Origin of the sequence: Bradyrhizobium sp. ARR65, assembly GCF_000472385.1 — a bacterium.
GTDB lineage: Bacteria > Pseudomonadota > Alphaproteobacteria > Rhizobiales > Xanthobacteraceae > Bradyrhizobium.
In genome coordinates this window covers 203,566-215,642 of the sequence record NZ_AWZU01000004.1, presented here as the reverse complement: position 1 = coordinate 215,642, position 12,077 = coordinate 203,566, and the positions used below count along the sequence as shown (strand labels likewise).

Annotated in this window: 10 protein-coding genes; 1 reads left to right on the top strand and 9 read right to left on the bottom strand. The window is 62.5% G+C overall.

The window, feature by feature from the left end; translation table 11 throughout:
* Positions 1 to 5: 5 nt before the first annotated feature.
* From F758_RS0107305 to F758_RS0107270, 8 genes are all read right to left on the bottom strand, one after another.
* Entirely contained in the window at positions 6 to 851 is an 846-nt protein-coding gene (locus F758_RS0107305) for an ABC transporter permease (RefSeq protein ID WP_024507247.1), read from the bottom strand.
* A 3-nt stretch (positions 852 to 854) separates the two neighbouring features.
* Positions 855 to 1,823, bottom strand: a complete 969-nt coding sequence (locus F758_RS0107300; protein WP_024507246.1) for an ABC transporter permease — start codon at positions 1,821 to 1,823, stop codon at positions 855 to 857.
* Between the two features lie 15 nt (positions 1,824 to 1,838).
* The gene (locus F758_RS0107295; protein WP_024507245.1) at positions 1,839 to 3,443 is read right to left on the bottom strand and encodes an ABC transporter substrate-binding protein; all 1,605 of its coding nucleotides are present in this window, start codon (positions 3,441 to 3,443) and stop codon (positions 1,839 to 1,841) included.
* Positions 3,444 to 3,508: 65 nt separating this feature from the next.
* A complete protein-coding gene (locus tag F758_RS0107290; protein WP_024507244.1) occupies positions 3,509 to 3,940 on the bottom strand; it encodes a PaaI family thioesterase in 432 nt (143 codons plus the stop codon).
* On the bottom strand, positions 3,937 to 4,950 hold the full coding sequence (locus F758_RS0107285) for a quinone oxidoreductase family protein (RefSeq protein ID WP_024507243.1): 1,014 nt from the start codon (positions 4,948 to 4,950) through the stop codon (positions 3,937 to 3,939). The genes F758_RS0107290 and F758_RS0107285 overlap by 4 nt, the downstream gene beginning before the upstream one ends.
* Before the next feature lie 151 nt (positions 4,951 to 5,101).
* Positions 5,102 to 5,965, bottom strand: a complete 864-nt coding sequence (locus tag F758_RS0107280) for a VOC family protein (protein WP_024507242.1) — start codon at positions 5,963 to 5,965, stop codon at positions 5,102 to 5,104.
* A gap of 53 nt (positions 5,966 to 6,018) precedes the next feature.
* Complete coding sequence (locus tag F758_RS0107275) at positions 6,019 to 6,753, bottom strand: aspartate/glutamate racemase family protein (RefSeq protein ID WP_024507241.1); 735 nt, start codon at positions 6,751 to 6,753, stop codon at positions 6,019 to 6,021.
* 250 nt (positions 6,754 to 7,003) lie between these two features.
* Positions 7,004 to 8,335, bottom strand: a complete 1,332-nt coding sequence (locus tag F758_RS0107270; RefSeq protein ID WP_024507240.1) for a S41 family peptidase — start codon at positions 8,333 to 8,335, stop codon at positions 7,004 to 7,006.
* 1,064 nt (positions 8,336 to 9,399) lie between these two features.
* Here F758_RS0107270 and F758_RS0107260 point away from each other — a divergent pair.
* On the top strand, positions 9,400 to 11,049 hold the full coding sequence (locus F758_RS0107260) for a FlxA-like family protein (RefSeq protein ID WP_024507238.1): 1,650 nt from the start codon (positions 9,400 to 9,402) through the stop codon (positions 11,047 to 11,049).
* Between the two features lie 63 nt (positions 11,050 to 11,112).
* Here F758_RS0107260 and F758_RS0107255 read toward each other — a convergent pair whose 3' ends face one another.
* Entirely contained in the window at positions 11,113 to 12,015 is a 903-nt protein-coding gene (locus tag F758_RS0107255; RefSeq protein ID WP_024507237.1) for a LysR family transcriptional regulator, read from the bottom strand.
* Positions 12,016 to 12,077 lie beyond the last annotated feature (62 nt).

Genomic DNA, 12,077 nt, shown 5'->3' with positions numbered 1-12,077 from the left:
CCATCTCAGCGATCCCTGAGCTTGGGGTTGAGCGCATCATTGAGACCGTCGCCGACCAGGTTGAGTGCCAGGACGGTGAGCATGATCGCAAGCCCAGGCACCGCGCAGATGTACCAGGAGGTGCGGATCAGGGTCCGGCCGTCGCCAATCAGCCGGCCCCAGCTCGACACGTTGGGGTCGCCGAGACCGAGAAAGGAGACCGCAGATTCGAACAACACGGCGCCGGCAATCACCAGCGACGACAGCACGATCACCGGCGGCAAGGCATTGGGAAGGATTTCGCCGAACATGATGCGGAGATTGCTCATCCCCATGGCGCGGCAGGCCTGGACAAATTCGCGATCACGCAGCGACAGGAACTCCGCGCGCGTCAGCCGCGCGATCGGCGTCCACGTGACGACGCCAACCGCAATCGTCACATATTCGAGTTTCTGGCCGAGAATCGCGACGATGGTCAGCACGAAGATCAGATTGGGGATGGTCTGAAACAACTCGGTGAAGCGCATCAGCATCTCATCAATCCATCCGCCGAAATAGGCGGCGGCCGCCCCGACGGTGATGCCGATCAGCGTCGCCGTGATGCTGGCGCAAAGGCCGATCAGAAGCGTGGTGCGCGCGCCGTAAGCGATCATCGCCGCGATGTCCCGGCCGAGCGAATCCGTACCCAAGGGAAAGCGTGAGTTGACGAAGGGCCAGATCTCGGGACGGCCGACGATCCGCAGGGGATTGCGCGGATAGATCCATGGTGCGGCCAACGCGATGCCAATCACGAGGATCACCAGGAGAAGACCGACCACGGCCGCGCGGTTGCGGGCGAAGCGCCGGGCAAAGTCGATGGTGCGCGGCAACATCGCTTATCTCGCCCTGATGCGCGGATCGAGCCGCAGGTAAGCCAAATCGACCGCGGCGTTGGCGACGGCGACCAGCAGCGAACCGAGAACAAGCACTCCCAGGACCATCGGGAAGTTGCGGCTCATGACGCTGTCGAACAACAGGCTTCCAATGCCCGGCCAGCTAAAGACGGACTCGATGACCACGCTGCCGCCGAGTATGGTGCCGAGCTGCAGCCCAAGCAGCGTGACGATCGGCAGCAGCGCGTTGCGCATGACGTGCACGAGGACAACCCGCGCCCGCGACAAGCCCTTGGCGCGGGCGGTGCGCACGAAATCGAGCCGGAATACCTCAAGCATGGAGGCCCGCATCACCCGCGCATAGGTCGCGGCGTAGAACAAGCCGAGCGCGGTCGCGGGCAGCACGAGATGATGCATTACGTCCAGCGCGTCACCGATCACACCGTTGTTAACGCCGATCGTGCGCATGCCTCCGACCGGAAACCAGCCGAGTTTGACGGAAAACAGCACCACCATCATGATGCCGAGCCAGAAGCTCGGCGCGGCGAAGAAGAAGACTGCCGCAAGCGAGATCAAATTGTCCCAGATCGTATTGACCCGGACCGACGCCAGCACGCCGGCCGTCATGCCGATCACCAGCGCCACGGCGATCGCCGCGAGCATCAGTATCAACGTGGCCGGCAGTTGATCCATGATCACGTCGAGCACCGGCGCGTTCTGGCGATAGGAAAAGCCGAGATCGAGCCGCATCACCGACCAGATGTACTTGGCAAGCTGCACCCCGGTCGGCTGATCCACCCCGTAGGTGTGACGCAATTGATCCAGCATCGCCGGGTCCGTGATCTGCTGCTCGGATGTCATGACGTCGAACAGACTGCCCGGAGCGAGATGGATCAGCACGAAATTGAGCACGATCACCGCAAGGACCAGCGGAATGATCTGAGCCAATCGGCGAAGGACGATGCGGCGCAAGACGACCTCCCTTCCCTAGCGGTCCAGCCAGAGCTCCGCCCAGCTCTCTCCCATGAAGTCGGCGGTAGTGGAGTGGTTGCGAACATCGGAGCGGGCGATCGTCACCGGCTCCAGATCGACCATCGGCAGCAAGGGTGCCTCGAGCGCGACAAGGCGGTCAAAATCCTTCCCCAGCGCGATGCGTTTCGGCTCGTCGGTTTCCACCGCCATTTTCGCGACGATCTCGTCGAGTTTGGGATTGGAATAGCCGGTGGCGTTGCGGAAGGCAGCGCCCTTCACGATGCCGTCCGTGGTGTAGTATTGCGTCGTGCTTGGAATCAGCTCGATGCTGCCGGAATTGTTGGAGACCGCGACGTCATAGTCGTAGTCGCTGTAGATGCGCTTGAGCGAGGTGGCGCGATCCGGCACCGCGAGGTCGACCGTGATGTCGATGTCCTCGAACGCCTGCTTGAGATATTGGCCAATCTTGACGTTCTCCTCGAACCATCCCGCCGAAACGAGGTTGAGGCCGAAGCGCGAGCCGCTTTTCACCGGATAGCCGGCGCCATCGAGCATCTTCGCGGCCTTCTTGGGATCGAACGGGTAGTCCTGGACGTCCTTAGTGAAGAAGATCGCGTTCGAAGAAGGAATAGCGCCGATCGAGGGATGGGCTCGGCCAAAGAAGATCGTGTCCGAGATGAACTGGCGATCGATCGCCTGCATCAATGCCTGCCGCACTTCCCGCTTTTTGAAGATGTCGCGGCGTTGGTTGAATTCGATGGTCGTGATCCAGGCCGAATTCGAGTAGCCCTTGGTCTCCGCGATGAACTTGCCACCTGAGGTGAGCCGCGGAACATCCGGCATCGGAACGGGATTAAAGACGCCAATATCGAGCTGGTTCGCCTCGAACGCCGCCGAACGCGATGCCGGATCCTGCCACCAGCGGATCACCAGGCGATCGAGATACGGCAACGACGGATTCCAATATTTCTCGTTGCGCAGATATTCGACATGGCTGCCGCGCACCCATTCCTTGACCTTGAAGGGTCCGGTGCCGATCGGCGTGTTGTTGATCGGATTGGTAATGATGTTGCTGCCGGCGTAGATATGCTTGGGGATGACGAGACCCGACTTGCCGGCAAGCACCGACTTCAGGAAGAATTCCGGCACGGGCGCCTTGAACTTCAAGAGTACAGTCAGGGGATCGACGGCTTCCGCACTGTCCAGCGCATCCAGCGAGACCCCGGCCGAGATCGGCTTCCAATATTCAAGCACGTTGAAGACGACGTCATCCGCCGTGAAAGGCTGGCCGTCATGCCAGGTGACCCCTTCGCGGAGCTTGATGAGGTAGCTGCGGAAATCCTCCGCAGGCTTGATATCGACGGCCAGGACCGGCTCGAATTTCAGGTCGACCGTAAGCCGGACGAGGCGCTCGATCACCTTGGTCGAGGTGAAATACGGGCTCGAGCCGCCGCCGGGCGGCACGAACAGGGATTGCGGCTCGAAGCCGCCCCAGGTCGCAAGCAGCGTACCGCCGCGCTTCGGCGCCTCGGTCGCGGCGAAAGCGGGGCCGGACAAGCGGGAAGCAAGCGCGGCGCCTGCCGTCGTCATCAGAAAGTCACGTCGCGAAAACCTGCTCATCGCCTTACCTCTTGATTGTTTGAACCGGTTCCTCGTCGTGGCGTCGTCCATCCCCAATGTCGTTATCAGGACTCCAACGTCGAATAGGTGCCTCTTCCAACCGCCAGCAATGATCCCTTTTCGTCGAACACGTCGACATCGGCGACGCCGACGCTTTTCCCCGCGCGGCGCACCCGCGCCACGGCGATCAACGCGGTATCGATCGCGGGTCGCAAATAATCGACACGGAAATTAACGGTCGGAAGCCCCCTGCCGACCATCATGCCGACAGCGAAGTCGCCAGCGGTATCGATCAGCGAGGCGATGACGCCGCCATGCCATTGCTTCGAACCGGGGCGGCGCTCGAATTCGGGCCGCATCGCCGAGCGCATGGTGACCTCCTGCTTGACCGAATCGGCGCTCACAACAGTGAGGCCGAGGAATAGGTTGAACGGCGATGCATCCAGCATCTTCTGGATATCGGCCGCGCTCAGCGCGACAACTTGCGGCTTGCTCATGGAGTCACCACGACCTTGCCGAACACCGCGCGATCCTCGATCACGCGCACCGCCTCCTTGGCCTGTTCGAGCGGGTAGCTTTTGTCGATCAGCACCTTCAGCTTGCCGCTCTGCACGAGATCGAAGAGCTTCTCGATGTCCTCACGTTCCCAGCCGTTGGAGCCGAGAATCTGCAATTCGAACGTCCAGATGAAGCGGATATCCTCGGTCGGGGCGAAGCCTGCCGTGGCGCCGCAGGTCAAAAGCCGGCCGCCGAGCTTCAGGCAGCGCAGCGACTTCACCCAGGTATCGCCGCCCGTGAAATTGACCACGACATCGACGCCGCCGCCCTGGACAAAGCGCCGGCGATGCGGCTTGCCATGCCGCTCGAATACGGCCTTCATGAAATCAGTTTCGGTGTAGAGAATGATCTCGTCGGCCCCGAGCTCGGTGAGCCGCCGCCCCTTCTCCTCGCTGCCCGCGCAGGCAATGACATAGGCACCGGCGAGCTTGGCAAGCTGGACGCAGCAAACGCCGACACCGCCGCTCGCGCCCAGGATCAAGACCTTTTCGCCGGGCCTGATCTTGCCGATGGTGTTCATCATGCGGATCGCGGTGCCGTAAGCCACCGGCAGCGCGGCCGCCTGCTCGAAGCTGACATTATCGGGAATCTTGACCAGTTGATGCGCCTTGGCGCGGCAGTATTCGGCGAGCCCGCCGTCCTGGGTCTCGCCCATCAAGCCGCCCTCGACGCGGTTGACCGGATCGATCAGTACGCGATCGCCCAGCTTCCAACCGGTCACGCCGGCGCCGAGTTCGGCGATCTCGCCCACCACGTCCAAGCCAATGATGACCGGCAATGGCACCTTGATTCCCGGCATGCCGCGACGGGTAAACACGTCATGGTAATTGATCGAGGAGGCCTTGACCCGCACAATGACATCGCCCTCGCCGGCCCTCGGCGTCGGATAATCGGCGACGAATTCCAGTTTGTCGTTGTCGCCATGCTCGCGAAGCACTACGGCTCTCATGTTCCTGCTCAGCTCCGTTGTTCGGCGACCACGACGAGCGAGTTTCGCGCCCGCCCGTCGATCACCCGTTGAAGTCTCGACATCGCTCGCAACGAGCCGCACTTGCGCCAGCTCGGGAGCGCTGAAGCAAAGCCGGTTGTGAAATCGCTCCTCATCGCGCGGTGAACCCCAGCGCGACATTGGCGGCGTCCGCATGCCCCACGACGATGCCATCGGCGTATGGGCGGTAGCTCACGCCCGCGACGTCGAACAGCGCGCGCGGCTGATCCAGCGAAGCCACCTTGAAGGTCAGCGCAACCATCCGGTCCGATCCGTCCTCGCTCACGACAGCCGCGCTTGCGTAGCGCTCGGCGACCGCTGACGGCTCCAGCACCAGCACGGTCGCCACGCCGGCTCGGAAGGCGACGCCGCCGGAGCGAGATATGAGCAGAGGCGCGCCGAACATCCGCTCGTAAAGCGCAGCGGTCCGCTGCGGCGCAGTGGAGGCGATGACGAATTCGACAATATCCAGAGCACCATTGGGATGCGCACGCCATTCCGGGCGATAGACGAGCTGCGGCGTGTCATGATGGCAGAAGAAGGTGCGACCGTTCTGCACCTGCTCCGCACTCACCCGCACCACGCGGAAGCGCGCATCCTCCGCCCCCGTGGCAAGCGGCACGGGACGCGAGAAGCTCAACGGCTGTTCGGCCGGGACCCCGCGGCTTCTTAACGCAGCGAAGACGGCATCCGGGTCGACCGACTTGAACACCAGTGCGGACAGACCGGGCGGATGCTTCCACAGATCGGCGCGGCTGGTTTCACGGCCGGGCAGATAGCCGAGCAGCTCGAGATAATTCTCGCCGAAAATCGCCAGATGATTGCTCGAGCCGAGCGAGTGATGACCGCGTTCGGTGAGATGAAAACCGAGCCGTTCATATTGCGCGGCGGCCTCATCCAGCCCGTCCATCACGTTGATGACGGCGTGATCGAGCACCGGCCGCACTGGATCGATCGTTGGAGGCAAGTCACTCATGTCGTCACAAACCCGCGCGTTGCGTCCGTTTACGTAGCAAGATCAATGCCATTTTACGACGCGACGCTTTGCGCTGCGCGCGGATGCGGCGTCTGTTTGGTCATGGAGAATTCGATCGCAGCATCGACGTGCAAAGCGGTGGAGTCGAAGACCGGCAGGTCGATGTGCTCGGGGCCGACCAACAGGCAGATCTCCGTGCAGCCGAGGATCACGCTGTCGGCGCCGCGCGACTTGCCGCGTGCGATAACGTCGAGATAGAGCGCGCGCGAACGATCGCTGACGATGCCCTGACATAGCTCGTCGAAGATGATGTCGTGTACGACGGCACGGTCATCGTCATCAGGAACAATCGGATCCAGCGCAAAGTGATCGCGCAGGCGCTGCACATAGAAGGCGTGCTCCATCGTGTAGCGCGTGGCCAGCAGCAGAGGCTGATCGCACCCGGCCGCCTTGATCGCGGCTGCCGTGATGTCGGCGATGTGGAGCAGCGGGATCGAGACCGCCTGCTGCACGTCGTCGGCCAATTTGTGCATCGTATTGGTGCAGATCAGCAGGCAGTCCGCACCGCCGTCTTCCAGATCGCGCGCAATCTTGGCAAGAATTTCGCCCGCCTCGTCCCAACGCCCCTGCTTTTGCAGATTGACGATGGCCTCGAAGTCGACTGACCGCATCAGGATTTCAGCGGAATGAAGACCTCCCAGACGACTGCGGACCTGCTCGTTCAGCCGCCTGTAGTAGACGGCAGTACTTTCCCAACTCATTCCACCGATCAAGCCAATCATCCGCATGTCCGGCTGCTCGCTCCTTGCGACATCTTTCGTGTTCGCGAGGATGCTAGCAGCGGGTCTGCGCAAATCGTTTGCGTTTCAACGACATGATAGACGCTTTGGCCGAGAATAAACTTCATAGTTTGGCCGATGTCTGAAATAGGATTCCACGTCGGGGAGCGTCGACCTCTCATCCATGCTCCGAGCCCCTCATTTCTCCTCTTCCGATTCCCAATATGCGTGGTTTGCGCGCCAGGATTCTTCTCCGGCCTCAGTGCGGCTGGCTCGCCGTGTCCCCCGCATGGTCGAGATAGGACAGCGCCGTCTTGAGCTGGGCATCATCGGGCTTGCCGATCAGTTCCACCTTGATCGGCGCCGAATAGACGGACTGGCTCTTCTCCGCCGCCGAGCGCGCCTCCTCGGGCTTCTGGCTCTGCTGCAGCGGGCCCGGATTTGCGAACGCGCCGTGCAAGGCGCTTTCGCGCACGAGCGCGCCGCCACTGATCTGCTGATCCTTCGGCGCCTCGGCGACGACATCGGGCGCGATCCCTTCGTCCTGAATCGAGCGCCCCGAGGGTGTGTAATAGAGCGCGGTGGTGAGCCGGACCGCGCCCTTGCCGTTGAGCGGAATAATGGTCTGCACCGAGCCCTTGCCGAAGCTCTGCGTTCCCATCACCACCGCGCGGTGGCGGTCCTGCAGCGCGCCGGCCACGATCTCCGAGGCGGAGGCGGAAGCACCGTTGATCAGGACCACCACGGGAACACCGGCGAGCATGTCGCCATGCGCGGGCGCATCGAAATTCTTGGTCTCGCTGGAGCGCCGGCCGCGGATGCTGACCACGGTTCCGCCCTCCAGCAGATCGCCGGCGACGTCGACCGCCGCGGTCAATAGCCCGCCCGGATCGTTACGCAGGTCGATCACCAGCCCCTTCATGTGCCCGTTCGCATTGCGCTGGAGATCCGTGATCGCCTGCTTGAACGCATCGGACGTGTCGCTGCCGAACTGGCTGATCCTGATATAGCCGATATCATTCGGCTCGAGTTTCGACTTCACCGAGTCGACGCGGATGATCTGGCGCGTCAAAGTGATGTCGAAGGGCGCCTGCTTGCCCCGCAGAATGGTCAATGTCACGGCCGTGCCGGGCTCGCCGCGCAGCAGGGTCACGACCTTGCGCAAGGCCATGCCGCGCGTGGTCGTGTGATCGATCAGCACGATCTCGTCGCCAGGCTCGATGCCGGCATGCGCTGCCGGCGTGCCATCAATGGGAGAAATGATCTTGGGCAGCCCGTCCTGTTCGGAGATCTGCATGCCGAGGCCGCCGAACCGGCCGGCTGTGTCCGCCTGAGATTGCTTGAACTCCTCCTCGTCCATGTAGTCGGAATGCGGATCCAGCTTGTTCAACATTCCCTTCAGCGCATCCTCGGTCAGCTCATTCGAACTGACAGGGTGGACATAATCGTGCCGCACGAGCTGGATCACGCCCGCGAGCAGGGCAAGGTCCGGGGCCGGCCCTTCCTCCCCTTCCGTCCTGAACGCGGAGATCAGGGGAACGACGAGGATTACGGCGATCAGGCTGGAGATGAGCAGGCGCGTTTTGGTCATGGCTTTGACTTTTGTGGGCGGGAAGCCGGCTGGAGCAAGAACCAGGAAGCACAAAAATAGGTTCCCATTGCGCGGCTTCCAAGGCCGACTTCCGGCCTGATCGCACGCGAACACATGAGCAGGCGCCCGCGTTCCCGCGGCACAAATAGCGCCCCGGTTTTGGCTCACGATCGCCCTCTTTGAAACAATGAGGGCGCAGGGAATGCCGGGTGCCGACTGCACCCATGGCCCCCGCGCGAAAGAAGTGCGCGGGGCGTTGACCACAGGTTCAGCCAGATCACGCCGGCATTCCCTGCACAGTGGTTTACGGCTTACTCCGTGCTCTCCTCGGTGAGCCAGACGTCGTTGTCACCGTCGCCTGCGCGATGCGAATGCATCGTCGCGAAACTTAGCGCCAGCCTCGGGGCGCCAGGACCACACGGCTTCGCCGTCCGCGCCTCCGCCGCTCGTCAGTCGGCACATGCGCGTCCACCGCATCCCGCACTCCACGTCCGTGACGATCGCGATACGCCCCTCTTGCCGAGGCGGGACAGCGACAAGAGTCACAGATTTCGGAAAAAAGGAAAGCGGAAAATTTTTGCGCGCGGATCTTGAACGCCCCAAGCAGCTTGATTGCGCTCGGAAAATTTCGCGTTTGGCGCATGGTGTTTTGCGCGCGGAAGACGCGTGCAAGCCGGCGGTGGCGATGGCAATTGAGCTCTTTAGCTTGTCGGGCAAGGCACTTCGGATGGCGCGCAAGTGAGCGCGACGCGGCTGTTTCAAAACCCCATTGTCTGTCTCAAGATCAGAGCCCTCGCTGACCACGTCGAGGAGCAGCGTACGGAACACCATCACGCGCCCGTCAGCTCCGCTGATGCCATGCTCACGCATCACAGCTTTGATAGCGCCCAACTGCGGCCTTTGGGTCACACCGATCCGCGATATCGCTGCCAGTCTCCCCGGTGTCATCGCGTCTTCACGAGCTGCCCCGACAGTCCGATCCGACATTTCTAATCGGCACTGCCAAGCGCTTTTCCTTTGCAGATTTCATGCGGGAGATGACGATGCATTGCAGGTATCATTTAATGGCGTCCACGGCTCTGTGCGTCGCCTGGCTGTCGATTCCATCTGTTGCAGCAGCGCAAGCGATGTCGGACGCCGAGAAGATCGAGCGGCTGGAGCGTCAGACGGAGGCGCTGCAGAAGCAGCTCAAGGCGCTTCAAAACGAAATCGCGCAGACGCGCCAGAGAACCGCAAAGGTCGAAGCCGCACAGGCCACGGCACCTCGAGCCGCGCCACCTCCGCCGGCCGACAAGGGCCCGATCCTCAAGGCTCCGACGCTCGCGATATCGGACAAGGTCAAGGTGACGCTGGGCGGCTTCATCGCGGCGGAGTCGGTCTGGCGGCAGCGCAATGAGGCTGCCGACATGGGATCGAGTTTCGCCGGCATCCCTTATCCGTTCTCCCCGCTCTATCACGAGAACGAGTTTCATGGTTCGGCGCGACAGAGCAGAATTTCCCTCCTCATCGAGGGCGCGATCGATCCGCAGCAAAAGCTGTCGGGCTATTTCGAGACGGATTTTCTCGGCGTGGGCACGACGTCGAACTACAATCAGAGCAATAGCTGGGCGCCGCGCCTGCGCCAGGCCTATGGCACCTATGACGACGCCGATTGGGGCTTCCACGTCCTTGCGGGCCAGTCATGGAGCCTGCTCACGCAAAACCAGACCGGCATCACCCCGCGCAAGGAGAACATCCCGCTCACCATCGATGCGAGTTACGTCGTCGGCTTCAACTATACGCGCAACTGGCAGATCCGCTTCGTGAAGGACTTTGGGCCGGAGCTTTCGTTCGGCATATCGGTCGAGAACCCCGCGAGCATCGTCGGCGCCTCGACGGCCACCGCGCCCGCCGGCACCGGCGGTACGTTCGCGAGCGGCGGCATCGTCAACGGCGTCGTCACCAATTTCAGCAATACCGGCAGCAGCTTCCTAAGCACCGTGCCGATCACGACGGATCAGGCGCCGGACATCATCGAAAAGGCCGCGTTCGACCCTGGCTGGGGTCACTACGAAGCCGTCGCGCTGCAGCGGTTCTTCAACGACAGCACGCTCACTTGCGCGCTCGGACCATGTATCGCCGGCTCGGTCGGACAGGCGGGCACGACCTCCGACAGGTCGGCGTTCGGCTGGGGTATCGGCGGCTCGGTGCTGTTGCCGGTCATTCCCAAGTATCTCGAGTTCACTGGCAGCGTCTTGTACGGGCAAGGCATCGGCCGTTACGGCGCCGGCCAGTTGCCGGACGTGACCATCGGAGCCGACGGTTCGCTCACACCGCTGACGGGATTGCAGACCATGATCGGCCTGATCGGTCATCCGACCGAGGGGCTGGACGTCTACGCTTACGCTGGCCTCGAGCAGGTCGAGCCGAAGTACTTCAATTCCGGCACGACCCTGCTCGGCTATGGCAATCCCGGCTTCAGCAATGTCGGCTGTACCATCACGACGCCGAGTTCGTTTGCGGGCACGACACCGACGAACTGCATCGCGAACAACCGCCGACTGGAAGACGTGACGGTGGGCTTCTGGCAGAACCTCTACAAGGGCGACTTCGGCCGCGTGGCCGCCGGCGCCCAATACGAATATATCAGGCGCCAGGCCTTTGCCGGCCTCGGCGGTGCACCTTCGACCGATGACAACATCGTCATGACCTCGCTGCGCTGGTATCCGTTCTGAGTTACGCGGCAGAGGCAAGTGTGGCTCAGACGGCGTGCAGCTCCGCGCTCGCGCCGCCCTGGGTCAAACAGCGGAAAGCTTGGCGCTGCCGAGGATGTCGACGATCCAGTCCAGAAACACGCGCAGCCGCAATGTTAGTTGACGGTTTTGCGGGTAAAGCGCTGTCAGCGGCGTCGGCGACGGCGGATATTCCGGCAACACCTCCACCAGCGCGCCATCGGCCAGGTCCCGCGCGAAGCGATAGCGCGGCGCTTGGACCAGCCCAAGCCCGAGCCGGGCGAGATCGGCCATCGTGTCCGAATTGTTCACCGTGACGCGGCTCGGCAGCACCACGTGTCGCAGCCTTCCACCTTCGCTGAATTCAAGCGGCATCACCTCGCCTGTTCTCGACGAGATGAATCCGATCATTTGATGCCCGTCGAGCTCATCGGGCGTGTTGGGCACGCCGAACCTGGCCAGGTAGCCGGGGCTAGCGACAGTGATCTCCTCGATGCTGCCGAGCCGCCGCCGGATCATTCCACTGTCCTCGGGCTCGCCTGCGCGGATCACGCAATCGATGCCTTCGCGCACGAGGTCCACCCAACGATCGCCCTGGCCGATGCGCAGATCGAGCAGCGGGTAACGGGCGAGGAAGTCGGGGAGATGGGGCAGCAGAAAAGTCCTTGTGAGCAACGGGTGCGCATCAATACGCAAAAGACCACGCGGCCGGGCGTCGCGCAGCGCGGCTTCCGCTTCCTCCAACTCGGACAGAATGGCAGCGGAGCGCCGGTAATACTCGTCGCCGTCCAGCGTCGGCGTAACGTGGCGGGTGGTCCGATCGAGCAGCCGCACGCCGAGATGGGATTCCAGGTTCTTGATGACTTCGCTGGCTGTCGACCGCGGCAGACCGAGGTCGGTGGCCGCCAGCGTAAAGCTGCGCCGCTCGACAAGACGGACGAACAGACGCATGGCCTCAAACCGATCCATCCACGATTGTTCGCCTAGTCCGACAGGTGATGTCAAGTTCCGGCAGATTAACCGGAATGGGC